Origin of the sequence: Rhodohalobacter sp. 8-1, from assembly GCF_038150125.1 — a bacterium.
In the GTDB taxonomy this organism is placed as follows: Bacteria; Bacteroidota; Rhodothermia; order Balneolales; family Balneolaceae; genus SW132.
The window spans coordinates 53,183-78,834 of record NZ_JBBVMF010000010.1; the positions used below are offsets into that span (position 1 = coordinate 53,183).

The window sequence follows — 25,652 nt, forward strand, 5'->3', positions numbered from 1 at the left end:
TATGATTGACACATCAAGTGCCAGTAGAGCTTTGGCAATATTCATAGCGGGCATAAGCCTCATGGCGGGTTGTAGCACCTTTGATGCCGATTATGAACGTGATAATCCAAGTGATCCGAAAAGCACAAATTTTACCCATTCAAAACCAGGGCAATTTACCGTAGAGATTGAAGAGGGTGTAATCGATATACGCTGGGAAGACGTAAGCCAGTATAACAGCGGATATATTGTTGAAAAAGCAATTGATGACTCAACAGAGTTTGAACGAGTGGCAAAACTTCCTGAAGATGCGGAACACTTCAGAGATTCAGGCAAACAGATTGGTTTAACCGTTTATTATAAGATTTCATCATTTGTTGATGAAGATGATGATGAGAAAATCGTGCATTCTGAGACGCTTGAGCTGTCAGTACAAGCGATTGAAACATATGATGGATTTTCCTCCGATTCAAATCTGATTAAACTAAGCTGGCAAACGGAGCAAGAGTTTTCGGATGGTGTGATCATTCAGCAAAAAAGTCAGGGACAGTCGGAGTTCACAACAGTAGAGGTCATTGATTTTGCAGATCAGGAATCGCCGGGTGGAAACTACGAGTACAGATCCGATTTGGAAACGTTCAACCTGGATGTGAGACTTACAACATTTCAATATCAGGAGGGCGAGATTGTACCCATTCAGCATTTAGATAAATCATTTAGTATCAACGATCCCGAGAATTTCAATATCACGTTCATTAACGAGCTGGAAACCCAGGTGGAATGGGAGAATAGCATCGATTTTGCGGATCATTATTTGCTGACAGTGAAGCATGAGCAAAGTGGTACAGTTCAAAGGTATGAGTTTCAGCCGGACGAATTTTCCCAGGTGGTGGATATGGAAATGAAAAGAGGGTGGAGCCGGTATACATTGTTCGGAGTTCTGGAGGACGAACAAAGCAGCCCGATATATGCGAGGAAGTCATTTTATGTCAGTGTACCAAGGCTCTCTTATTCCAGTACAAGTCTCAGCGCTATCACGCTTACTTTTGAAGATAATTCCGATGCTCCACCCAGATATTCAGCAATTATTGTTGAGCGATCGGTAAATGAGGCAGAATTTGAAACATACGCAGAACTTCCGGCAACGCAATCTGAGTTTACGGATAAGGATTTACAAGTATCCAATAGCTATTCTTACCGGCTTCGAACTTTAACGAGAGTGGGAAATCAAGTTATAGACTTGACAGGTGAAAACCGGCTTATACCTGTAGAAGAATCAAACATTTCCTATACGGGATCAGTTGATGTGACCAGAGATGAAATTGTTCATTTTATAGATTCAAACAGGCTCGTGTTCTATAAGAATAGTCGCTATGGAGAGAGTAACTCAAGCCTGGAAATCATCAATACTAACAACCTGAATGAACGGACTGAGTTTGAATCCGGCAAGCAATTTTATGTTGCCAGGGTATCGCCTTCAGGCAATAAAGTGGCAGAATTTGTGGATGGCGAGGCATTCGGTGATTTTGCCCTGAACATATGGGATATGAACACCAGGTCGATTATTCAAACCATTCCGCAGGCTCATAATGAAACCGGTGTTACATCAGTAATTCCTGTCCTTAGAATTGGCGGTGAAGAAGATTTAGTTGCGAGTTCAATAATCAATTCGGAGGAGCCAGAAATTAAAATGTGGAATATTCAATCCGGTAACCTTATTCATAAGATTGAAATTCCTAATGAACGTATTCGAGCCTTTGAGTTTCATCCGACCAAAAAAGAGCTGATTGTATCATCAAACAAAAGTATTTACATCTACGACACAGATACATTCCAGTTACTGAATGAATTTACAAACCTTTTTGGTAATGATGATTTTATTGCAACACTATCAGGGAACGGTGAGCATCTGTTTGCATTCTCCTACCGAAACTTAAAACAGATAAACCTCAATACATACGACATCTCAAATCAAAAAGAATTTGATCACGGCATTGAGAGACTGTCAGCTAATTACGATGGCTCAGAACTTTTCATAAAAATATACGAGTGGTCAGGCATTTTTGATACCAAAATATTTGAGCTAAACTATCGGCTGGAGTGGCATTATAACAGCTCATTTAACTCATATATGATGTTAAATCCAAAAAGCCAAAACACTGCATTTTCATTCAACCGGGTCCTGCAGCCGTATGTCCATACAGACATCATGCGGTGGGAAAAAAGGGATGTATGGTATGAAGAACCCATAAGACAGTAAACCCCAGAAATGGATACAACCTATGGTATTAGATTTAATGTTTCGAACTACTAAGTTTACATCTATGAATCAAATGGGCTTTAAATCAATGGGTCTTTTAGTTTTTTTGTTCGCTGTTACCGGTAACAGCAATGCGCAGAATACAGATTCCCTGCAGGCGGATGGCGTTCAAAAAACAGGGTATTTGAAAATTTCTGTTTCGGATATAGAGAAATTCCATGTTGTTCTTAATAACAGGTTTGAAGATGCAAAAGAGGTGGCTTCAGGCGACTCGATTGAAATAGAGGCCGGGCGCCATCATTACAGAATTGTAAAACAGTATTACATGGATGTACAGCGGTTTGTGAATATTGAGGCAGACAGTGTGTTCCATGTTTCTACGCGACTGCTTTCATCTCGTGGGAATGAACTGTTAAGCAGGCGCAGCAGCTATCCAAGACTATTCTGGGAGAGTGAGAATTTTATTCTAACCGACCCGGAAACGGACATTTACGTGAATGGTGAATATGCAGGAACTCATTATGCAACCGTCGATACAGCGGGATCTTTCGATGTAAGGATGTCCCATCCTTCAGGACGGGAAGCAACTGCACAGTTCACGCCGGCTGGTGGTGTGCCGTTTAATTTTTTTGAGAATCACCTTAAGCCTTCAAAATCAAAAGCCAGATACCTGAGTTTTATTCCGGGCGGGAGTCAGTTTTATAAAAAACAGCCGCTAAAGGCAATCGCGTTTTTAGCAGCTACAGTTGGCACAGCGGCTTTGGCATATTCAGCTGAAAACCGATACCAGAACAGAATAAGTGATTTTAACCGTCTGAGTAGAGAGTATAAAGCGGCCGGAAATCCACAGGAGGCTTACCTGCTGGGCAATGAAGCGGAAGGTGCATTTAACGAGTCTGTGAGCATAGCAAAAACCAGAAATCGAATTATTTATGGTACAGCACTTATCTACCTTACAAATATTGTGGACGGCTTTTTGGCTCCATCCATAGGATTCCGGGATAATAGCAGAACCATTGATCCCTATCTGGATTTTGATCCGGCATATAAGCAGCCAATGATTGGTGTTAAATCTACTTTTTGACGAATGATCAACAAAAAGTCATATTATCAACCTGCAATTATTGTTTGTTTATTTCTAAGCATCATTATTGCAGCATGCGACAGCCCATCAGATAGTTTTGAAAGGTTAAACAGAAGCGATCCGGGATCTGTCCTGTTTGAAGGTGAAAAAGAGGGAGACTATGATTTGAAGCTGGAGTTCGATAGCGAACGTAATATGACGCTTTCCTGGGGAGAGCTGGAAGATTTTATCGACAAAGTGGTCATAAAAAAATCGCTTGGCGACAGTCTGAGTTATTCTATGGTTGCCGAACTTGAATCACCTGGAACAGAGTGGCAGGATACAAGCGGCGCAATTGACCGGCTTATTTATTATAAGATTGAGACCTACTACATCCGTAATAGCGTAGAATATAAGTATGGAGAAGCGATGCTTAAAGAGCAATTAGGTGAGTTTCTCGATTTTTCTTTCGTTATTAATAACGAAAATGAATCACTTGACATAAGGTGGGAAGTGGATACCCCATTTTTTGATTCGTTTGTATTAGAGTCCGATCACATGATCAATGAAAACGGAGATAAACGCGTGGAAATACCGTTTTCAACACTCGTAACAGAAATTTCAATCAAGGATCCGGATATTTCATTCTCTCAGAGAAACTATACGCTGACCGGTGTGATCGAGGGTGTAAACGGGCAAGAAGATATCGTCGTAAAAAGAGAGTTGACTGCAGATCTGAAATCTGCCTACAAGCCTCAAAACCTTAAGGTCGATATCATAGATGAACAGGATTGGCTTTTATCGTGGGAAGGAGCCCCATATTTTGCAGACAAAGTGGTGGTGAGAAGAAATGGATATAACAGTAATTGGTATGACAGAGAGTTTCAATCTAATAAAGAAAGTTTATTAGATACGGTGTTGTCGGTACCTGAAACTCGACTCGTAGAAATGAATAGGCGTTACAGAGTATTGTTTAAAGATGGTGGGTTTGAGTCTGATACTTCATTCATAGATGACTGGCTTGAACTCACACAACCCGAACTAATCGAGACACCGTCAGAGGATCCTTCGAATCAGGCCATTACTATTGCTTGGGAAATAACAGGGCGGGATGTCGATAAAATTAAAGAGTTCATTATTGAGAAACGAATTGAAGATGATTTTAAAGAGATTGGGCGAGTGCCGGCTGATAAGAGACAGTTCACATATAGTGATCTGGATATAACAAAAAAATCTATTTTCAGAGTTAGTTCACTTACAAGCAACTATACGCTCCCAAAGACATACAAGTATTTAAATGATTACACCCGTGTTCAAACATTTGATACCAATATTACCGAGTTCTCAGCGACTCAAACGACTTCTGATAATCAATATTTCATAGGTCTATCAGCAGATGGAGATTTACTAGAGATTTGGGACCTGACTACTGGTGAGAAAGTGCATGATTTTCAGCCTGAAACGGGACTTATTGGCGATTTTAAAATCAGTCATGATAATCAGTATATCTACTATGTAATTCCCTATAAGAGATCCGTGTTCAGGGCAGACTTTCCGACTTTGATTAATCCTACAGAAGTGATTGATAATGCTGTGTACCCAGATGATGATAATAAAATGGATGGTTATCCTATACAAAAAATTGCTTTGAGCAAAGATGGAGAGTTCTTGCTAGGTGTAGGTGCTGACTATGTTAAGTACTGGTCATTGGATAACTATAAGAAAGGTTATACTGTTCGATATGTATCATCAGCGTATAACAACGGGTTTTATGTTGATATTTCAAATGACAGCAAAACATTTGTAACATCCGGGAGTGGATATTTTCGGCTCATGAACACAAGTGACGGAAGCATTATAAGTACGTACGAATCAGACTTTTATATAACTGATCTCAGGTTTAGTCCACTTAATAATTTTATATCTGTAAAAACAGGCAACGATACTTTTCTATACAGACCAGAATCAAAAAGTATGTATAAACAACTGACTGGTCCAAAATTCGTAAAATTCGATCCTAAAAACGATAATATACTACTCATAGGGGAGTTAGTTGATAATTACCGGGAGAGCTATTTCGATATCTATTTCTATGATTTAGCGACGGATGAGCGGATCGGCGTTTTGAATGACAAAGATCTGGAACGCCCCGGTTTTTATGCGAGATACATGAGCTACATAGATTCAGACCGTATAATTATTGGATTTTCAGAAGATAATACTCTCGAAATATGGGAAAAAGCTGATAGTAAACAGTGGAAAATGATTAGATGAGCCAGCCTGATTTGATTTAAAATTCAAGAAGTATAATGCATTCATTAGTATGAGACTGACGCTGCAATTTTTTGTGATATTAGTAGTCACATGGTTAACAGCCTGTGAAACCCCGTCCGATAGTTTTGAGCGGGTCAATACAAATGATCCCGCTTCTCCAAATTTTGCAGGTGGAACGGTCACCGGACTTAGTTCAGTAGCAGATAGCAGTGGCTTAATTACGCTTAAATGGCCATCGGCAGATAATTCTGTTGATAAACACATTATAGAAAAATCGCTGGGTGATTCGCTGAGCTTTTCGCCCATTGGTGAACTGGAACCGACCGAAACTGCATTTGTTGATGATTCACGTGACGTAAGACAAGATACTTATTATAAGCTCTCATCATACATGGAAGTGGATGGCATTGGTGATGTACTGTATGGCACAACAGACACTAAACTTGAATTTGGGTCGATATCGAACGAAGAGTACGAGTTTCAGGAAGACTCCAATCAGCTGAAACTGACGTGGAGCACAGATGTCCCGTTCTTTACGCATTTCATTATTTCATCAGAGAATGTGATTTCTGAGCAGCTTGAGAATACAGTAAAGATCTCCGCCAATGGTAACAGGCACACATTTCAGGATCCGCTTCCCGACATTGATTTTGAAAACAGGACATATACCATAACCGGGATCATAGAAAAAGATGGAATTGCTGAAGCAGTTGCAGAAAAAGAAATTACATTTGATGCGGTGTCATTTTTCAGGCCGCAAAATTTTCAAATCAATATTCTGAATGAGCAGGACTGGGAAATTTCATGGGAGAGCAATGCTTTTTTCGCATCGGAAGTTGTATTAGAACGACTCAACTTTTTTGGGGGTGTGGTTGTGAAATTGCCATCAGAAACCCGCAGTTATACAGATTCGAGACTTTTAGATGATTCCAGTGATACAGGCGTCAATAGAATGCGCCGGTACAGGTTAACGTTCTTAACTGACAATGGGAAAAGTGAATCTGTTGAAGTTAATGATGATATTCTCATTGACCAGCCTGTCATAGCAATATCCAATATCCCTCAGCATGATCCTAATTCTCTGATTGTTTATGGGGCTGGGTTTGGCGATGATAAACATCTGATCAAAGAATACATCATTGAAAAACCACATCCAATAAAACCCGACAAATTTATAGAAGTTGGAAGGGCTGACGGAGTAAGAAACTTTCAGTTTTTAGATACAAATGTAACCGGTTCTGAAAGTCCGGTTTACAGAGTTAGAACCCTTACATCGATACCAAGCAGGCCGGCAACATTTACGTATTCTTATGATTACAATCTGGATTATGAGTTCGATACGGATATGTATTATGTGACGTCTGTGGAAGTTAGTTCCGATAAGAAATATCTGGCAGCATCCTCTTTTCGTTCTGGTAATGGGAATTCAATAGTGATAAATGATATTGACGCCCGGACGACAATAAGTGACATTAATATTCCAGGACAACAGATTTCAGATATGAAAATCGCTCCTAATGATGAGACGATCTATTTTGCCGTGCCATCAGACAGGGCAATTTATAGCGCTGATTTTCCAAGCGGAGAAAATGTTGAGAAAGTTATTGATGATGCTGTAGTAGATAATTCGGGCATTTTCAATATTGACGTGAGTGCTGATAATTTATTCATTGTTGGTACCGGCGGGCAGGGTTTCGTCAAAAAATGGAGTTTAAATACGTTTGAACCGGAATTTATTTTTTCGGAATACAGCACACCTACATTTTATCTATATAAGAATATTGCGATTTCACCGGACGGGAATCAAATTCTTGCCAACAACGGACGACCAATTATTTTGGACGCAAATGACGGATCTTTGATCGAGACGTTGCCATGGGTGGATCAAAATGTGACAGATCATCAGTTTAGTAGTGATGGTAATTATCTGTCCTTTGTGTCTGGTTTTAGTTCACCCCACATTTTTTCTACAGAAAATATGGAGAGAATTGATTTATTTAGCAGAGGCCGGAGAGTCGACTTCCATCCTGAAAAAAATATGTTGGTAATTTCTGCCAGGCATTCAGTTTATACATTTGATATCGGGACTTCATCAATAATTGATGTAATATCCGGAGATAATGGAAGTTGGCCTTATCACCGCATAGAAAATAAAATCACCTATCTTGATGATGACAGAGTAGTAACTATTTCAGGGACAGGCAGTTTTCAGATCTGGAAAAAAAGTAGTTCTCAAAGGCGGTGGAAGAATGTAATATTTAATTGAGGTATACTTTTTAAAGCTCTTTGTATAACTCAATCAACTCCTCCGCTGCCGCAAACGAACTGATCTCCCCGGAATTTACTCTCTCCTCAATATCTGAAAGTCTTTCCTTAATAGATGGATCATTATAAAACTGATCTGTCAGTTTATCCCTGATGGTTTCATGCATCCACCAGGCAGATTGTTCTCTCCGGCGTTTCGTGAAATAGCTGTTCTCTTTGATGTGATTTATGTACCCGGTAATCTGTTCCTGCACGTCGCTAATACCATGTTCCTTTAGCGCGGAACAGGTAACCACCGGCGTTTTCCACTTCGACGGAGCCGGAGGGTACAGCGACAGAGCATTCTCGTACTCTCGTTTCGCTCGTTTTGCGGCAGCCAAATTATCTTTTTCCGCTTTGTTGATGGCAATCAGATCGGCCATCTCCATAATGCCGCGTTTGATGCCCTGCAGCTCATCACCGGCGCCTGCAAGCATCAGCAGCAGGAACATATCCACCATATTGTGAACAGTGGTTTCGGATTGTCCCACACCTACCGTTTCGATGAAAATAGTGGTAAATCCTGCTGCTTCACATAAAAGCATCGTCTCACGTGAAGTGCGTGCTACTCCCCCCAGGGTGCCTGATGTAGGAGACGGCCTGATGTAAGCGTTATCGTTTGTAGATAAAGTAGACATGCGGGTTTTGTCGCCCAGAATGCTCCCTTTTGTCCGTGTGCTTGTAGGGTCGATCGCCAGAACCGCCAGCTTTTCGCCATCGTCCAGGAGCCGGTTTCCAAGTGCCTCAATAAACGTACTTTTTCCCACACCCGGCACGCCTGTGATGCCAATTCTAAGGGAGTTGCCGGTCAGCGGCATCAGCTCTTCCAGTATCTCTTGTCCCAATGTTTGGTTTGATGGTTTCGAGCTCTCAATAAGCGTAATCGCTTTGGATAGGATTGTACGATTTCCGGCCTTGATTCCTTCGACATAATCTTTTCGCGTCAATTGGCCAGATTTCCTGATCTGAAAATTTGGGTTCACCGATTCCGCCTGGTCAGATCCTTTGTTAATTGAAAGTGATTTGTCGTTGGGTTTTGTCATGGTAAAACTACAAAGGTATCAATTGTTAAAAAAATTGCGAGGGGTTTTGTTTGAACGGTGCTGTAGTTGTGATTGAGAATTTTAAAAATCCCTGGGCCTGTCAAACACACCCCTGACTGATCTCTAAATGAGATCAGTCTGTCCCCTCTCGAGAGGGGATTCTATCGCTGGTATCAGAAAAATACATGTTAAAATCATAAGTAGTATTCCCCTCTTGAGAGGGGAAAGGTGATGCTGAGTGCGCGAAGCGCGTCGAAGCAATCGAGGGGTGTGTTACCCTTCGCGGTTCCCCTCCATCAAGATCCCAAGAATCTTCTGTGCCGCATCGGAGATTACCGTTCCCGGCCCAAAGACCGCCGCTACCCCTTTATCATAAAGAAACTGGTAATCCTGGTTGGGGATCACTCCGCCGACGATGACCATGATATCTTCACGGCCCAGTTTTTCGAGCTCATCGAGAACCTGTGGAACCAGTGATTTGTGCCCTGCGGCAAGGCTGGAGACGCCCAGGATATGAACATCGTTTTCTACTGCCTGTTTGGCCGCTTCTTCCGGCGTCTGAAACAGCGGGCCGATATCTACATCAAAACCGAGATCGGCAAAGCTGGTTGAGATTACCTTGGCGCCGCGGTCGTGGCCGTCCTGCCCCATTTTGGCCACCATAATTCGCGGCCGGCGTCCTTCCTGCTCGGCAAATTCATCCGCCATTTCCTGTGCCTTTTTGAAAGAGTCGTCATTGTCGATTTCTGATGAATACACGCCGGATATTGATTTTATAGTTGCCTGGTATCGTCCAAAGACCTCTTCCATCGCATCGGAAATTTCCCCCAGCGTGGCACGCTTTCGGGCGGCATCTACAGCTAATTCAAGCAGGTTACCTTCGCCGGATTCAGCTGCTTCAGTAATTGCCTTAAGGGACTTTTTAACTTCAGCATCGTCCCGTTCGGACTTAAGTTTTTCAAGCCGTTCGAGCTGAGACTGGCGGACTTTTTCGTTGTCAACTTCAAGTATATCGATGGGTGCTTCTTTGTCAAGCCGGTATTTGTTCACGCCAACGATCACTTCTTTCTTATTGTCGATGCGGGCCTGTTTTCTTGCTGCTGCTTCTTCTATCCGCATCTTGGGTACGCCGCTTTCTATTGCTTTTGCCATTCCGCCAAGCTCCTCAACCTCTTCAATCCGCTCCCACGCTTTTCTGGCAATCTGGTCAGTAAGATATTCCACATAATATGAACCGGCCCAGGGATCGACCGCTTTCGTGATGCCCGTTTCTTCCTGCAGGTAAATTTGAGTATTTCGGGCGATACGGGCAGAAAAGTCCGTCGGCAGGGCGATGGCTTCATCAAGCGCGTTCGTGTGTAACGACTGCGTGTGCCCGAGCGTGGCTGCAAGCGCCTCGATCGTGGTCCGCGCTACATTGTTAAAGGGATCCTGCTCGGTAAGGCTGTAGCCGGATGTCTGGCTGTGGGTTCTGAGTGATAATGATTTCGGATTCTTCGGGTTGAACTGTTTCATCAGCTTGGCCCAGAGCATTCGCCCGGCACGCATCTTGGCAATTTCCATGAAATGGTTCATCCCGATACCCCAGAAGAAAGAAATTCGCGGGGCAAAAGCATCCACATCCAGCCCTTTTTTGATGCCGGTTCGCACGTATTCTACGGCATCGGCCAGGGTGTAGGCCAATTCGATATCGGCCGTTGCGCCCGCTTCATGCATGTGGTAACCGCTCACGCTGATGGAGTTGAATTTCGGCATCTTTTCAGATGTGTATTCAAAAATATCTCCGATAATCCGCATCGAAGGCTTCGGTGGATAGATGTACGTATTTCGCACCATGAACTCTTTAAGGATATCATTTTGAATGGTGCCGGTCAGCTTCTCCGGCGGAACACCCTGCTCCTCGGCTGCAACGATGTAGAATGCCATCACCGGAATGACTGCCCCGTTCATGGTCATGGAGACGGACATTTCCTCGAGCGGGATCTGGTCGAACAGCACCTTCATATCAAGAATGGAATCGATCGCCACACCGGCTTTTCCCACCTCCCCGGTCACGCGCGGGTGATCGGAATCATACCCACGATGGGTGGCGAGATCGAATGCAACGGAAAGTCCTTTTTGCCCGGCCGCCAGGTTCCGCCGGTAAAACGCGTTTGACTCTTCCGCTGTTGAAAATCCGGCATACTGACGAATGGTCCACGGCCGCACCGCATACATCGATGCATATGGCCCGCGGAGATAGGGCGGGATGCCGGCAGCAAAATCGAGGTGGTGCAGGTCTTCAACATCTTCTTTATTAAAATGCGGTTTTACCGGAATCTTTTCCGGTGTTTGCCAATTTTGATCACCATTAGAATGCGAGGGTTGCTCCACTGGTGACATTTTTGATGCATAATCTATTTTCGAGAAATCGGGTCGATTCATGGTGCAGTATGTTTGATCAGTAATCATAAGAAGCGCTACTAAGTTTAAAATTAACGAAAAAATGCCTCATCTATGAGCGTAAATAATTCATCTCCCCTGGAGGGGAGTGCCGTCGCCAGACGGGAGGGGTGTTCGGTAGCCTTGCGATGATAATGAATTGCGTAAACGGTACGGGGCGTTGCTTTTGGGCACCCCTCAGATGTTTCACTGCGCTTCGCTTCGTGTGGAAAAGATGAGCGCTGGCCGCTCACATCATCGATTTAAGTCGATCCAGTTTTCTATGGCCTCAACCACTCCATCAAGACTTTTCCTGACTTCTTTTTCTTCAAATCGCAGAAATCGTATACCAAGAGCTTCTAATTCATTTTGACGTTTCAGGTCACTGACAGCGATCTCAGGATGATCGTGAGACCCTCCGTCAATTTTTATAGCCAGAAATAATTCATGGCAGTAGAAGTCAACGATATATTCATTGATGGGAATCTGTCGGTGAGGCTGATACCCCAGCTGGCGACCTCTTATTTTTTACCACAAGAGCACTTCTCCAAACGTCATATTTTTGCGAAGCTCTCTTGCCAACTTCTTAAGTCTCGGATTATAAGGATAGAATGTATTCATTGTTCTCTCTGAATGGTGACTTTACAGAATAATCGTAAACGAAGATTTCATTGTCAACCAATGAGAGACAGGCGAAAGCATTGGAAATTGGATAGGGCAGTGGAGAAATTCATTTATTGAGACTAGACTATCAGACACCCCTCACGTGTGTCGCTTGATGCTGTTCGTACAGAACAGGATGCAAGGGGTGTTGGGGAGCTATGCTTTGGTCAGGGAGTGTGTTACAGAACAGTAGGCGTTGTTCGGACACCCCTCAGAGTAAGTCGCGACCGAGCGGCTCTTACTCATCTACCCTCAATGGGAGACTTACACCACCTTCTCCTGAATCTCTCCCAAGGTATCGAGCATATTACTTCCCGAATAGATAAAGAAATCAATACCGGCCTTTTTAAACTCATCGATGTTGTCCTTCGGATATCCGGCAAGGACGAGAATTGAATCATCCCCAAATTCAGAGCAGAATTCAGGTATCAGATCGGGATATTCATCATCGGAACCGCACAGCACATAGATGTCTGCGTTGTCAAATCCTGTTTCATTGACGGCGTCTTTTATGGAATCAAACCCGGGATGAGAGTCCACGTAGAATCCGGCACATTCGAGGTAGTTTTGTGAAAAGGTGGCGCGGGCTTTTCGCATTTTTTTGTTGCCGACAGGAATAAGCTGAGCTTTAATTTTTTGCCCTCTCGATTCTGCAATCTGCTGAGTACGGAGGCGCATTTCTTCAAACGGCTTGGCGGCGCGATAGGTTTTCAGGGCAGGATAGAGCTGCTTCTGAGGTGTCAGGAATGAATTTACAACATCACCAATGGTTGCCTGTTCTGAAAATGCGTTGCTCAGCGACTCAATTATTTGATCTGAATCAATTTCCGGCTCTGCATCTGACTGATGAAGGGAGTCAACCGGCGTGCTTTGATAGAGATCAAGCGGAAGGTCCTGCCCGGCATCGGGATAATGATTAACGCCGGTCATCACAAGCTCGCGGGTAGCCAGTGCCTGTTCTTTCATTTTTCTTGACCGGCCAACCTCGCCCTGGATAATTTTTCCTTCCAGCGCTTTTTGGAACCCGCCCTGCTTTTCAATAAGCTTGAAAACCTCCCACGCTTTTTTTGCAATCTCATCAGTTAGCACTTCAACATAGTACGAACCGTCGCCCGGATTTTCTACCGCCGATACATGTGCTTCTTCATTCAGAATATGGCTGACATTACGGGCTATCCGGCGTGAAAATTCATCGGTTTCTTCAAAGTGAACATTATATGGATGAACCGTGATCCGATTTGCTCCGCCAACAGCCGCCGATGTTGCTTCTGTTGTTGCCCGCAGCATATTATTGTGCGGATCTGCAATCGCTTTATTCCATGTTGATGTAGATGCATGAATGGTTAGCGGAATATTGGAATCGATATCGTAAGCATCGAGAACACGCATCCACAGCAGACGAGCCGCACGGAATTTTGCGATTTCAGGAAAATAAAGTGATCCTGCCGAGAGGTGCATCCAAAACTGTTTTGCAGCCTGCTCTCTTTTATTGTCAGGAACTCTTGCAAGAAATTCGCTGCCAATGGAAAGTGCAATGCCCAGCTCCTGGATAATTGTAGCCCCGCAATTGTGATAAAACGCACCATCAGCTGCAAGAGTCCGAAACCCTGATTCATCGACCATCTGACCGATAATTGAATTCATCTTATCTTCAGGAAGCGGAAGCCGCCCATGTCCTGCCATATAAGTAAACGGATCAAAGAGGAAGGATGGGGGTATCGCATCTGAGTCCTGCAAAAAAGCCTTTAATAATCCAATCAATCCAACCGATCCTGCGCCGGAATTAAAAACGACGCCTGTTTTTTCAAGGTCTATTCCGTCTAAAAGTGTCTTCAGATCATCCAGGTTCTGAACGTGTGTACCGGAGATATCACCTCCAAGTATGCCTTCATCCGGATCAATTTGAATGGTGAGCCAGAGTGAATCTGCCCCGCTTTCGACCGCTCGTTTTGCCTCTTTATTGGCCTCTGAAGGAGCAGCACGGTCAATGACCTCACAAAACTCCCACTCGGCCGGCGTCTCAATTTCTACACCGTCAGCGAGGTGCGGCAGATTTTCAAGATCTTCCTTGCGATAAAAAGGCAGAACCTCGATGCCTTCAATTGAATCCCATTTTAATTTTTTCTTGTAATCAGCCCCCTTCAAATCACGGGTAAGGACGTTTTCCCAATCTTCAGTTGAGGTAGGTTCAAATTCGCTAAAAAGGTCGGACGTGCTTGTTTCGGGATCTGACATCGATATTCGGCATTTTGTTATGAGCTCCAATGAGATAAACGGACACAGAATAATTGTATCTACCTGATAAAATACAAATAATCGGTTCAGAGTTCGCTTTGAGATTTATCAGAATCGCTATTTGCATCTATAGCGGTATGGGTCAGTATTTTTGAGAAAGACTAACGATAACTTCCGCAACTGTATATTGTCTCAGTAAATGAAAAATATCGGAATCAGAATTTTTTTGAAGTTTTCTCAGCTGGCTTGAAAACCCGGCAATAGTTATACCGGTCTTATGTCTGCATTCATTGTTGATCTATAGAAAAAGCCTCAGTAGCTCATTTCCGAAACCAAATAGGTGACTTCTATCCATTAAAATATTTTGAGGTAACGATTTTAAACCGGAAGAGCCGGATAAAGTCAAAAAATTAGAATCCGGATATTAAATGTAACAGGCGGCGGGAAAATATCTCTTGTAAGTAAGAAACAGCAGGTGTTCCATAAACTCAAGGCAGAAAAAGGGTAAGACAAGTTTCGTGCTATGTTCAAGGACTGATTCAGTCACTGAGACATATCGCGAATTTCAAGGATTATTCCCAAATACAGCACCAACGATTCACTCTATTTCAACAGCTATGCGTAGTGATATCCAGGAACAAATTTTGTACTTCAGACACCTGTTCGAGCTCATAACGATGAGCCGTGAATGGGATGATCCATATCGGATCCCGATCACATTATTTATAACGGGTAAAACATCAAAAGTACGTGTGAGGGATCGTTTGTTTCGGTTTTGATCATGTGACAGGGTTCAGGGTTCAAGGCGCATGGTAGAGAAGGCAGGGAAGTGAACAAGACCTGCCAGAGCGCGAACGCAGAGAGCTCCTGGCAGAGTCTTGTGTTGATTTGTGAGATTGGAGTGACGGGGAGAGGGAGAGATCGAGTGAAAGAGTGATGGAGAGAAGGGGAGAGATTTTCTTTTGATTGTCGGGAGTTTTGGTGAGGTGTTGTTCAGGATGGATCTAAGTACGAGGAGATGTTTCGACTACGGTTTGAAAACCACAAACCTTCGCTACCAGTGACAGATTTTAAAACCTCGACTAACTCACTGGACACCCCTCCCTCCGCCAGCTGGCGGACTGCTCCCCTCTTGGGAGAATTAATCCTGTCACTTTTCAAATGGTGTTGCCCGTCTTTTGGGCAAGATTAGTTGCTCAACATGACAGGGTGTTTTTGATTGGGGAGGGCGGCGTTTCAGTATCCTAAATGTGACTACTACAGTCTCACGCCGCTGTAAGATTAAGTTGCATGCAGAGCGATAAATCCCAGTCAATTTTATTTTCTTTTCTGATGTGATCGCGAGAACCGTTATTTTTGGGTGATTTGCTTTTTGAACAAAATCGTAGCCACCATGATTAAATCTCTCTATATCAAAGATTTTGCGCTCATTGATGAACTTGACGTTCAGTTCGAAGACGGCCTGAATATTCTGACAGGTCAGACCGGCGCGGGTAAATCGATTATTATTGGTGCACTAAATATGATCCTGGGTGAACGCGCCGATACGGATGTGATCCGGCAGGGTGCGGACAAAGCCATTTCCGAGGCGACGATAGAGATCGGACAGGATTCTTTCCTGGCTGACCTGCTCGAAGAGAACGCCGTGGAGTACAGCGAGGAGCTGATTTTACGCCGCGAAATCCGTCAAAAAGGAAGCAGGGCATTTATCAACGATACACCGGTGAATATTGCGGTTTTGAAGAAAGTGGGCGATCAGCTTGTTGACCTTCACGGACAGCACGATCACCAGATGTTGCTGAAAGATGAACATCATATGGATGTGATCGATCGGTTCGAGTCGGTTCAGCCTGCCTTGAAAGCATATCGAAGTGAGTACGGCAAAATGAAGACACTTCAAAAAGAACTGCGTGATCTGAAGCGCCGTGAACGGGAGCTTAAAGAGAAAACGGAGCTTTACCAGTTCCAGGTTCAGGAGCTGGAATCTGCGGAGCTTGATGCTTATGAAGAGGAGGAGCTGGAATCGGAAATGAACCTGCTGGATAACGCAGAAGATCTCGATCAAAAAGCAGCAGCCATTTCAGAGATTGGCAACGGTGATGACGTGAGTCTGATGGAGATGCTGAATACCATCAAACTGCACCTGGAGGATATGGCCCGTATCGAGCCTGAGTTCGAAACGTACCTGCAGGAGGTAAATACAGCCCGCATCAGTATACAGGAAGCAATAAACTTTGCAGAAAGATATCGCAACGGAATTGAATTCAATCCAAAGCGGCTGGAAACGCTCCGCCAGCGGCAGTCGGAACTGAACCGGCTTCAAAAGAAATACATGCGATCGATTCCGGAGCTGATTAGCTATTACAACGAGATTAAACGTGAGCTGAACGTTGCAGAAAATTTTGATCTGGAAATTGAAAAAATAGAGAAACGGATACGTGAACAGGCCAGCAATCTGAAAGAGAAAGCGGTAGCACTTCATAAAAAGCGAGTTAAAACGGGAGAGAATCTCTCGTCTGATATAGTAAATGCACTGAAAAATCTGGGTATTGAAAACGGGCAGTTTAAAGTAGATGTTCAGTGGCTGGATTCCGAAAATGGCTGGATAGAAGTAGACGGCCGGTTAGTAGAATGCACGGAGCAGGGCTGTGACGATGTGAAATTTTATATCTCAACGAACAAAGGTGAGGAACCCAAACCACTGGCTAAGATTGCATCCGGTGGTGAAATTAGCCGGGTGATGCTCTCGCTGAAATCGATCCTGGCAAAAGAGCATCATCTGCCGGTGATGATATTTGATGAAATTGATACCGGAATCAGCGGCAATATTTCTGAAAAAGTTGGCCGCGAAATGCGAAAGCTGTCAGAGCACTGCCAGATTGTGGCGATTACCCATCAGCCTCAAATTGCCAGTCAGGCGCACAAGCACTACCGTGTACAGAAAATAGAGGAAGGCGAGCGGACGATCACGAAAATAATCCCGCTGTCTGATGAGGAGCATATCCATGAAGTGGCCAGCCTGATGAGCGGCGAGGAAATCACCGACTCAGCCCTGACCAGCGCCAAAGAGCTGATTGAACGCGGCGGGATGAGGAATTGAATTCAACCTGACAGCACCTACCGGATCTGTCAGCGTTGAACGATGAACCGCAAAAGAAAAGAAGCGAAGCCTTGCCCGGACGCTTACAGAACACGCAAAAAGCGCGTGATGCTGTCAGGTCTGAATCAGCGTTGAACGATGAACCACAAAAAGAAAAGAAGCGAAGCCTTGCCCCGACGCTTACAGAACACGCAAAAAGCGCGTGATGCTGTCAGGTCTGAATCATCAACCTGAGCACCTACCGGGTCTGTCAGTGTTGAGAAGGTAGCCTTGCATGAATTCGATTATCGAAAACAAGCAACGTTTACCTACTTTCGGGAATTTTTCTTGCAGCAGCATAGGTATAGATTTGGGTTTTTTAAAATTTCAAGCCTTCATGGGGCGGCGGTGACCACGAGCTAAGTTGCGACGCTGACAGAAGTCCGCAAAAGCGCGGAAATGCTGTCAGGTCTTCACTGTGACTGATGCTGCGGACAGTAATAACACGTGCGGCTATTGATTTTCATCGTATCGATAGTACCCCCGCAGATCGGACAATTGGCACCTTTTTCACGATGGCGGACGAGGTAGCTATCCGGAAATTTGTCCCACTCAATTCGATTCTCAATTGCGGTAGTGCATACATCGTGCGTCTGATCAAATAAATCATCAAGCTGATCACTATTCAGATCAGTGGCCTGTTTTCGGGGATGAATGCCCGCCTGGAATAAGATTTCATCAGAATATTCATTGCCTATTCCAGCCAGTTTGCTTTGGTCCATAAACGTAGGTTTAATCATTGCACGGCTAGTGCCGAGAATATTCCTGAACTCATCTCTGTTTAAACGCAGTGCATCTGGTCCGATATCGTGATCACTTAAAAATTGCTTAATATCCTCAACCAGCTGTACTTGTCCAAGCATTCGCTTGCAGACATATGCTAAATGGTATCCATTATCAAAATCAAAGCGGACTTGCGTGTATTCCGGCTCATCACTGTCTTCTTTGTAATACTTTAGGCTGCCGGTCATGCCGAAATGCATCATTAGCAATTGTTTGGAGCCTGTATGAATAAACAGGTATTTGCCATGTCGGTGAGTCTCATCCAACGGCTGACCGGAGAGCGTTTGTATAAGTTGGTCCTTCGACACATTTCTCAAGATCCGAGCATCCATAACATCAATGCTTTCGATTGATTGATGTAAACTTGTTGCATCGATATACTCTTTATAAACCTGTACATCCGGTAGTTCGGGCATGATTTACAATTTAAGGTGATGGTTCTGCTGAGACTTAGAGACTATGTTTCAAGGCCAAAGCTCCAGTAGATCATCCGGCATATTAGATTTAATCTTATTCATTTGGCCGTCGGAAATTCGTTTACTCAGAACGCTTAACACGGCGGGAACACATTCATTGGCATCCAGTGAATGGGAAAGATTTTGGATATTCAGTTGAACGGCGTCCAGAAAATCTTTTTTGTTTCGGTGAGCCACCGGCACTTCAGCTGGGTTCCATCCCTCGTAGTAATAACCAGCAAGCAACACCGGGAGTTGGGAACCCAAGTTGGTTGCGTCATTTACTTTTACGCGATCCCGAAGTACATGTATTGTTGCTCGAAATCCCTGGAGTGCTTTTGAATAGTCGTCCGTTCCCAACTCCTCTGAAACTTCTATTATCCATTTTTCTGACGTGTTGACTGTTCGGTCAAATTCTTTTAGTGCTCCCATATTAATTCTCCTCGCTTAATTTTCTATTCCAGGTTCGAAACTTATCTCTTGATTTACAAAACAGCCTGAAAATACGAATCATTCAAAATCATCATGTCGCGGTTCAGGCCACCCAAATCAAACGATATAGCACCTTACTTTTGTTACTTATATATAATATAAATCAAGCCAGAGATAATATGCCAATTCATAATAGCGATGTGTCTGAAATACTCAGGGAGGTTGCGGATCTGCTTGAAATAGAAGGTCGCAATGAATTCCGGGTAAGAGCCTACCGTAATGCTGCACAAAGTGTTGAGAATCTGTCCAAAGATATCACCGAGCTTGTCAATGAAGGTGAAGACCTGACGGAAATGTCGGATATTGGTGAAAGTATTGCTGAGAAAATAGAAGAAATCGTCAAAACTGGCTCTCTTGAGCAGTTACAGGAAATAAGAGACAGAACCCCTGAAGATCTGGCTGAATTGCTGAATATCGAAGGGTTAGGCCCTGAAAAAGTAAGTGATCTTCATGAAGAGCTGGGAATCGACTCTACAGAAGATCTAAAAGAAGCACTTGATAATGATGAGGTCAGGGAACTTGAAGGCTTTGGTAAGAAAACTGAAGAAAAGATTGAGAAGAATATAGAACACGAATTGAATGAAGCACGTACCAGGCTTGACAGGGCGGAAGAGTATGCCGAACCATTAGTAGAATATTTAGGAGAGCTGGATGCCATCGACGATATAACAGTTGCAGGAAGCTATAGAAGGAAAAAAGAGACGGTGGGCGATCTTGATATCTTGGTAACCTGCTCCGACTCCGAGGCCGTTATGGATCATTTCACAAAATTTGAAGACGTTGCTGATGTAATCGCAAAAGGAGATACTAAGTCGTCTGTTCGCCTGAAAAATGATCTTCAGGTTGACCTGAGGGTACTGGAAAAAGAAAGTTATGGATCTGCGCTCGTTTACTTTACAGGGTCTAAATCTCACAATATCGAATTGCGTGAACGCGCTTTGGATTATGACCTGAAAATTAATGAGTACGGTGTGTTTCCCGAAGGTGAAGATGAGTCCGTTGCAGGAGCTGCCGAAGAAGAAGTGTATAAAGCTGTAGACCTCCCATTTATTCCGCCTGAAATTCGTGAAAATCGGGGAGAAATTGATGCGGCCCGAAATGATGAACTCCCAAACCTTATTGAGATCGAAGATATTCGCGGCGATATTCATACACATACTAATGCCACTGACGGAAGCAACAGTATTGAAGAGATGGCCCGGTCTGCTGTAAAACTTGGCTACGAATACATCGCCATTACAGATCACTCCCAAAGAGTTACTGTTGCTAACGGGCTAAATGAAGATGAGCTTCGGGAGCATATGGAGGAGATTGAAGCCGTCAATGACAAGTTCGACAATATTGAGATACTCAAAGGCATAGAGGTTGATATTTTAGAAGACGGAACGTTGGATCTGTCAGATGATGTGCTGTCAGAACTCGACATCGTCATCGGATCTGTGCATTATAAGTTTGATCTGTCGCGCGATAAACAAACGGACCGGTATTTAAAAGCACTTGACAACCCAAACATTCATATCGTGGGGCACCCGACCGTTCGGGAGATAAACAGCCGGGATCCGATGGATGTGGATCTGGATGCTGTTTTTAGCAAAGCCCTGGAAAACGGGGTACACATGGAATTAAATGCATCTCCGCGGCGGCTAGACCTGAATGACAAACATTGCAAAACAGCCAAAGAGATGGGTTTAAAAATCGTCATCAACACAGATGCGCATAGTACGGGGGAGCTGCACAAAATAAAATACGGGATTTACCAAGCCCGCCGTGCCTGGCTGGAAAAAGATGATGTGATAAACACGCGATCACTGGACGAATTGAGAGAAATTTTAAAGCGATAAATGAATCTAACCTTAAACCCGAAGAATCATGCCGGACAAAGATGAAAAAGAGTTTCAGCCTGAGGTCAACCCGAACGAAATAGAGAGTAAGTCAGACGCCCGGGATGCAGCCGAAAAACTTCGCGATGCCATTCGGTATCATAACTACCGGTATTATGTTGAAGACGATCCGGTCATTTCTGATGCCGAGTATGATGATCTATTTGATAATCTAAAAAAACTCGAAGAAGAGTATCCGGACATTGTTACGGAAGATTCGCCCACCCAAAAAGTAGGCGGAGAGCCGAAGGATGAGCTCGGCCTCGTGGATCACCCCACCCCCATGTTAAGCCTTAAATCTGTTCGTGAAGATGACGAGGTGGCCAATTTTGTGGATAACTGCAAAGAGGAAGTTTCAGGCGATATAACTTTTGTCTGCGAACCAAAATATGACGGATTGGCTGTAGAGCTTATTTATGAAGAGGGTACATTCGTACAGGGAATGACGCGCGGTGACGGTCGCACCGGTGAAAACATTACGTCAAACCTTAAAACATTAGGTGAAGTGCCACTGAAACTGGTGTCATCCGATTCGACCGATATACCTGAAAGACTAGTGGTTCGCGGTGAGGTATTTATGCTAAAAGAAGAGTTTGAAGAGCTGAATAACCGCCGCGAAAAAGAGGGCGAGAAAACGTTTGCTAATCCCCGGAATGCTGCGGCGGGCTCATTGCGCCAGCTTGATCCAAATATAACAGCCGAACGGCCTCTTCATATTTTTTTCTATCAAATCGCCGAAGCAGACGGTCTTGAATTCGATACCCATTTAGAAGCCCTGAAAATGTTACCTAAACTGGGACTGCGAGCCAATTTAGACTACGAGTTTGAGTGCAGCACAGCTGAAGAGATTCTTGATCGGTTTGAAGAGTTCGAAGAACAACGCGAAGAGATGCCGTATGAATTTGATGGAATGGTGGTAAAGGTGAACCGGATTGATCAGCAGGACGATCTTGGAACCCGGACCCGTAATCCCCGCTGGGCGATAGCTTGTAAATTTCCGCCGCGACGGTCAACTACAGAGATCAAAGAGATTACTGTTCAGGTGGGCCGGACAGGAAAATTAACGCCTATCGCAATTCTGGAGCCGGTTCATATCGGCGGGGTTGAAATCCGCCGGGCATCGCTTCACAATCAAAGCGAAATAGAACAGAAGGATATCAGAAGTGGTGATACAGTTCTGGTTGAACGTGCAGGCGATGTCATTCCGTACGTTGTAAAACCGATAACAGACAAGCGCGACGGTTCCGAAAAGAAGCATCACATGCCGGAGCAATGCCCGGTCTGCGGGGCAGATGTAGTTCTAAGTGAGGATAAAAAACAGGCTCACTGTCCCAATCCTCAATGCGAGGCCCAAGCCAAAGAACGGCTGCAATATTTTGTAGGAACCGATGCCATGGATGTTGAAGGGCTGGGAGAACGCCGTATTGAACAGCTCTATAATAAAGGCCTGATTGAAAAGCTGAGCGACATTTTTAATCTCACTGAAGAAGATCTCAGGCAGCTGGATGATGTTGCCGAGAAAGCAGCTCAAAACATTTTATCAGAAATAGATGAAAGTAAAAAAGCCGACCTCCATCAGTTTCTTTATGCACTGGGCATTCCGCATATTGGCCAGCATATGGCAAGGGTGTTGGCTAAAAAATTTAAGTCTGTTGATGACCTGAGAGAAATTTCTGCGGAGGATCTTCGTGAGATTGAAGAGATAGGGCCCGAGGTGGCGCAAGCGGTCGAATCTTTTTTCTCTAATGAGGATGCATTCAAGGATATTGACCTAATGTTTGATGCGGGGCTTACACTCGATAATCCACTGTTTCAGCAAAAAGAACAGCCGTTGGATGGCCTTACGTTTGTATTCACGGGTAACCTGGATAGCTGGCCCCGGGATGAGGTTAAGGAACTTGTCGAGCGCTATGGTGCCCGTGCAGCGTCCAGTGTCAGCGGCAATACCGATTATGTGGTTGCGGGTCCCGGCGCAGGATCTAAACTGGATGATGCACGTGACGAAGGGGTGGATATTTTAGACGAAGAGGAATTTAAGGAGCTTCTTGAAGAGAAAGTTGGCAGCCTGAAGTAGGATCATCAACCTGACCACGTTGATGGTCGAGGGTAATTGTCGTGCAGGGAGAGACATTGCATGTCTGTTCTACTCCAATCAGGGTTCTGAGTCGGAACCTGCAAAAAATTAGTTCTGTGTGCTGAGGTTGAAGAGACATGCCATGTCTTTTGTTAAGCCATCCGAGACTCTGGCAGGAACCTCCTTGCCAGTCGGCACTCTGCCAGGTCTGGATTACTCAACCTGACCACGTTGATGGTCCAGGGTAATTGTCGTGCAGGGAGAGACATTGCATGTCTCATGTACTCCAATTAGGGTTCTGAGTCGGAACATGCAAAAAAGGTTCTACCGGAAAGTTTGCAGGTATATAAAAATATCCGATGTACGGCTTCTCATACAGTCTCCTCAAGTCAGTTGGATCAATAAGTACGCAACACCAATCATTTGTGTTATTCTATAGGGCAACATGTATTGCTTTTACAGATTCTTTATAAACCGGAAAATCACCGGTTTATTCAGAATGACCATAATTCGGCAAGGACGGAGGGCGGCGTGAGAAAATATCGAGTTAAAAGCTACGACTGAACCCACGCCGCCCGCTTTTTATACCATGAACGTGTCATCCTGAGCAGGCCATTGTAGTTGATGGCGCAGAGAAGGATCTGCAAAAGCAATGGCTTACTATTTGAATTATTATTTAATCATGTACAGAGCGCATGTTCACAAATTTTGCTTTCAAACCACAAACTTTCCAGTAGAACATGCAAAAAATTAGTACTGTGTGACGAAGTTGAAGAGACATGCTATGTCTTTTGGAAATGTTGTAGTTCCAGTTCCACCTCGACGCTGACAGAAGTCCGCAAAAGGCGCGGAAATGCTGTCAGGTCTAAATTCCTCAACCTGTCAGCATCTAATAGATCTGACAGCGTTGGGAAGGTAGCCTTGCATAAATTTGACTTTCGAAAAAAGAAAATCCTATTAAAATCATTGAAAATAGTAGGTGATTCTGTAAATAGATCTTCTATTTTAAGTGGTAATGTCAATCACCAACAAAAGGTAATTCAATGAAAATTAAGCTTACCCTATTTCTTTTTGCAATCACACTCTCATGTCTGTTAACAGGATGCTCCGGTGCTGACGGGGCAGAGTCCCAGGCTTCCGAAACTGAAACCGTTATTTACGAGTTGCGCACATATACAACCCACGAGGGTAAACTCAGTGATCTCCATAACCGCTTTGAAAAACACACGATGGATCTATTTGAAAAGCACGGTATGACTAATGTCATGTATTGGTCACCTGAAACACCGGATTTAAAGGATAACACCCTTATTTATCTTTTGTCTCACGAAAGCCGTGAAGCCGCGGAGCAAAGCTGGGAGGGTTTTTTGTCCGATCCGGAGTGGCAGAACGTGTATGAAACATCACGTGAAGACGGGCCGATTGTGCAACGTGTGGAATCTATTTTCATGAATAAAACGCCTTATTCACCCTGATGTAGCTGATCAGAAATTTCAAAAATGAGTTCATTGATAAATATTATCAATTGAACTATTATTTAAAGCCAGCTTTTACCACCAGGTCGTCAAGTTCATCCTGCGCGATAATCCGGCGGTCTCCCCGAAGATGACGGTATCGCTGAAGCGTTCTGTCGTAAAATGACTTCAGGTGATGGAGCCGGTCTTCAAGAAAGCGGGTTTGGAACGGCGTGAGCTTGTTCCGGCCGTTTTCTATCCGGACGGATACATAGTCAAGGATGTCACATGAGTCGCCAAGAAACCACTTACAAACAGCGTCATCAATATTGTATTTAAGTGCTGCTGAGTTGGGTTTTAACAATAGTTGGTATCGCATTGGCGTAAGACGACGCGTAAGCTGAACGGGCAAGTGATGAGGCGACTGGATACCGTACTCTGCCATCCACATGAGCTGAAGCAAGCAGCCCAGCGATCGGCGAACAGGAGCATGCCCTTTAAATGATCCATACCAGTCATTAGCATCTGTCTCATCGTGTATCCGCATTGACAGCCGAAACTCCAAAAATTCTTTCCCCGGCTTAAAATAGATAAAATAGTAGGCTTCGGTTTGTTTGTTGGCGTGATTGAATGGTGGGCGTTCTTTGCGTATCCATCGGTTTTCGAGCAGCAGGGCGTTTTGTTCAGAGTCAGTTTCCTCGATTTCAAGTCGCGCAATACGGCCAATGAGGCGTGACACTTTCCGTGATACCTGTCCCGGTTTGGCGCGTTTGTAGCTGAACAGGCGGGTTCTCAAATTCTTTGCTTTGCCTACGTAAAGCAAGTTATCACTGTCATCGTAAAACCTGTAGATGCCTGGCCTTGTCGTAAGTGTTGAAAATTGATCAGTGCCGAGACGCTCTTCAAGCAGTGGTTTGGCTGTGATGAGAGTAAGTGTTTCGTTTCGCATAACTATCTTTTTTGAGGGGAAGATTAACCAACAGGTGCGACAACATTATGTCATGCAAAGAACTGAGAGTTATTGATAGGAATGAGCTGATTGGGGGGCTTTGGGATCGGTGAGATATACTGCTTTTACTTAATGTCATTCGTAACATACGGAGATTGACCTATTCAGAACAAATCAAAATTAT

General features: G+C 44.1%; 16 protein-coding genes. 9 read left to right on the forward strand and 7 right to left on the reverse strand.

From position 1 onward, the window contains the following. Nucleotide 1: 1 nt before the first annotated feature. The 4 genes from AABW11_RS11620 (at nucleotide 2) to AABW11_RS11635 (ending at nucleotide 7,842) form a co-directional block, all read left to right on the forward strand. Nucleotides 2–2,239 (forward strand): hypothetical protein, encoded by a 2,238-nt coding sequence (locus AABW11_RS11620; RefSeq protein WP_340105268.1) that lies wholly within the window; start codon nucleotides 2–4, stop codon nucleotides 2,237–2,239. An 88-nt stretch (nucleotides 2,240–2,327) separates the two neighbouring features. Further along, complete coding sequence (locus AABW11_RS11625; RefSeq protein ID WP_340105269.1) at nucleotides 2,328–3,323, forward strand: DUF5683 domain-containing protein; 996 nt, start codon at nucleotides 2,328–2,330, stop codon at nucleotides 3,321–3,323. Nucleotides 3,324–3,326: 3 nt separating this feature from the next. Continuing rightward, entirely contained in the window at nucleotides 3,327–5,576 is a 2,250-nt protein-coding gene (locus AABW11_RS11630; RefSeq protein WP_340105270.1) for a hypothetical protein, read from the forward strand. 49 nt (nucleotides 5,577–5,625) lie between these two features. Beyond that, entirely contained in the window at nucleotides 5,626–7,842 is a 2,217-nt protein-coding gene (locus AABW11_RS11635) for a WD40 repeat domain-containing protein (protein ID WP_340105271.1), read from the forward strand. A gap of 10 nt (nucleotides 7,843–7,852) precedes the next feature. Here AABW11_RS11635 and meaB read toward each other — a convergent pair whose 3' ends face one another. From meaB to AABW11_RS11650, 4 genes are all read right to left on the reverse strand, one after another. After that, nucleotides 7,853–8,923: a methylmalonyl Co-A mutase-associated GTPase MeaB gene (meaB, locus tag AABW11_RS11640; protein WP_340105272.1), complete on the reverse strand. Its 1,071-nt coding sequence runs from the start codon at nucleotides 8,921–8,923 to the stop codon at nucleotides 7,853–7,855. A gap of 273 nt (nucleotides 8,924–9,196) precedes the next feature. After that, entirely contained in the window at nucleotides 9,197–11,347 is a 2,151-nt protein-coding gene (gene scpA / locus AABW11_RS11645; protein WP_340105273.1) for a methylmalonyl-CoA mutase, read from the reverse strand. A 252-nt stretch (nucleotides 11,348–11,599) separates the two neighbouring features. Continuing rightward, complete coding sequence (locus tag AABW11_RS20125) at nucleotides 11,600–11,869, reverse strand: endonuclease domain-containing protein (protein ID WP_445263768.1); 270 nt, start codon at nucleotides 11,867–11,869, stop codon at nucleotides 11,600–11,602. 402 nt (nucleotides 11,870–12,271) lie between these two features. Further along, nucleotides 12,272–14,242: a methylmalonyl-CoA mutase family protein gene (locus AABW11_RS11650; RefSeq protein ID WP_340105274.1), complete on the reverse strand. Its 1,971-nt coding sequence runs from the start codon at nucleotides 14,240–14,242 to the stop codon at nucleotides 12,272–12,274. Nucleotides 14,243–15,635: 1,393 nt separating this feature from the next. Between AABW11_RS11650 and recN the strand changes: the two genes are divergently transcribed. Together recN and AABW11_RS11660 are read left to right on the forward strand one after the other, a co-directional pair. Then, the gene (gene recN, locus AABW11_RS11655) at nucleotides 15,636–17,342 is read left to right on the forward strand and encodes a DNA repair protein RecN (RefSeq protein ID WP_340105275.1); all 1,707 of its coding nucleotides are present in this window, start codon (nucleotides 15,636–15,638) and stop codon (nucleotides 17,340–17,342) included. Nucleotides 17,343–17,413: 71 nt separating this feature from the next. Beyond that, nucleotides 17,414–17,548 (forward strand): hypothetical protein, encoded by a 135-nt coding sequence (locus AABW11_RS11660; protein ID WP_340105276.1) that lies wholly within the window; start codon nucleotides 17,414–17,416, stop codon nucleotides 17,546–17,548. Nucleotides 17,549–17,794: 246 nt separating this feature from the next. On the opposite strand, the gene AABW11_RS11665 is transcribed toward AABW11_RS11660, so the two are convergent. Beyond that, on the reverse strand, nucleotides 17,795–18,580 hold the full coding sequence (locus AABW11_RS11665; protein WP_340105277.1) for an Fpg/Nei family DNA glycosylase: 786 nt from the start codon (nucleotides 18,578–18,580) through the stop codon (nucleotides 17,795–17,797). A 48-nt stretch (nucleotides 18,581–18,628) separates the two neighbouring features. Next, nucleotides 18,629–19,051 carry a DUF2267 domain-containing protein gene (locus tag AABW11_RS11670; protein WP_340105278.1) on the reverse strand — a complete coding sequence of 141 codons (423 nt, stop codon included), beginning with the start codon at nucleotides 19,049–19,051 and terminating at the stop codon, nucleotides 18,629–18,631. Between the two features lie 179 nt (nucleotides 19,052–19,230). Between AABW11_RS11670 and polX the strand changes: the two genes are divergently transcribed. The 3 genes from polX (at nucleotide 19,231) to AABW11_RS11685 (ending at nucleotide 24,540) form a co-directional block, all read left to right on the forward strand. Next, nucleotides 19,231–20,952: a DNA polymerase/3'-5' exonuclease PolX gene (polX, locus tag AABW11_RS11675; RefSeq protein ID WP_340105280.1), complete on the forward strand. Its 1,722-nt coding sequence runs from the start codon at nucleotides 19,231–19,233 to the stop codon at nucleotides 20,950–20,952. 28 nt (nucleotides 20,953–20,980) lie between these two features. Next, the gene (gene ligA, locus AABW11_RS11680; protein WP_340105281.1) at nucleotides 20,981–23,065 is read left to right on the forward strand and encodes an NAD-dependent DNA ligase LigA; all 2,085 of its coding nucleotides are present in this window, start codon (nucleotides 20,981–20,983) and stop codon (nucleotides 23,063–23,065) included. A gap of 1,043 nt (nucleotides 23,066–24,108) precedes the next feature. After that, nucleotides 24,109–24,540, forward strand: a complete 432-nt coding sequence (locus tag AABW11_RS11685) for an NIPSNAP family protein (RefSeq protein WP_340105282.1) — start codon at nucleotides 24,109–24,111, stop codon at nucleotides 24,538–24,540. A gap of 58 nt (nucleotides 24,541–24,598) precedes the next feature. Here AABW11_RS11685 and AABW11_RS11690 read toward each other — a convergent pair whose 3' ends face one another. Beyond that, the gene (locus AABW11_RS11690) at nucleotides 24,599–25,468 is read right to left on the reverse strand and encodes a nucleotide excision repair endonuclease (protein ID WP_340105283.1); all 870 of its coding nucleotides are present in this window, start codon (nucleotides 25,466–25,468) and stop codon (nucleotides 24,599–24,601) included. Between the last annotated feature and the right edge of the window lie 184 nt (nucleotides 25,469–25,652).

What these genes read in the sequence shown, in the direction of transcription:
- AABW11_RS11620 (WP_340105268.1), top strand. Translation starts at nt 2, where the DNA reads ATGATTGACACATCAAGTGCCAGTAGAGCTTTGGCAATATTCATAGCG.
- AABW11_RS11625 (WP_340105269.1), top strand. Translation starts at nt 2,328, where the DNA reads ATGGGTCTTTTAGTTTTTTTGTTCGCTGTTACCGGTAACAGCAATGCG.
- AABW11_RS11630 (WP_340105270.1), top strand. Translation starts at nt 3,327, where the DNA reads ATGATCAACAAAAAGTCATATTATCAACCTGCAATTATTGTTTGTTTA.
- AABW11_RS11635 (WP_340105271.1), top strand. Translation starts at nt 5,626, where the DNA reads ATGAGACTGACGCTGCAATTTTTTGTGATATTAGTAGTCACATGGTTA.
- meaB (WP_340105272.1), bottom strand. Translation starts at nt 8,923, where the DNA reads ATGACAAAACCCAACGACAAATCACTTTCAATTAACAAAGGATCTGAC.
- scpA (WP_340105273.1), bottom strand. Translation starts at nt 11,347, where the DNA reads ATGAATCGACCCGATTTCTCGAAAATAGATTATGCATCAAAAATGTCA.
- AABW11_RS11650 (WP_340105274.1), bottom strand. Translation starts at nt 14,242, where the DNA reads ATGTCAGATCCCGAAACAAGCACGTCCGACCTTTTTAGCGAATTTGAA.
- recN (WP_340105275.1), top strand. Translation starts at nt 15,636, where the DNA reads ATGATTAAATCTCTCTATATCAAAGATTTTGCGCTCATTGATGAACTT.
- AABW11_RS11665 (WP_340105277.1), bottom strand. Translation starts at nt 18,580, where the DNA reads ATGCCCGAACTACCGGATGTACAGGTTTATAAAGAGTATATCGATGCA.
- AABW11_RS11670 (WP_340105278.1), bottom strand. Translation starts at nt 19,051, where the DNA reads ATGGGAGCACTAAAAGAATTTGACCGAACAGTCAACACGTCAGAAAAA.
- polX (WP_340105280.1), top strand. Translation starts at nt 19,231, where the DNA reads ATGCCAATTCATAATAGCGATGTGTCTGAAATACTCAGGGAGGTTGCG.
- ligA (WP_340105281.1), top strand. Translation starts at nt 20,981, where the DNA reads ATGCCGGACAAAGATGAAAAAGAGTTTCAGCCTGAGGTCAACCCGAAC.
- AABW11_RS11685 (WP_340105282.1), top strand. Translation starts at nt 24,109, where the DNA reads ATGAAAATTAAGCTTACCCTATTTCTTTTTGCAATCACACTCTCATGT.
- AABW11_RS11690 (WP_340105283.1), bottom strand. Translation starts at nt 25,468, where the DNA reads ATGCGAAACGAAACACTTACTCTCATCACAGCCAAACCACTGCTTGAA.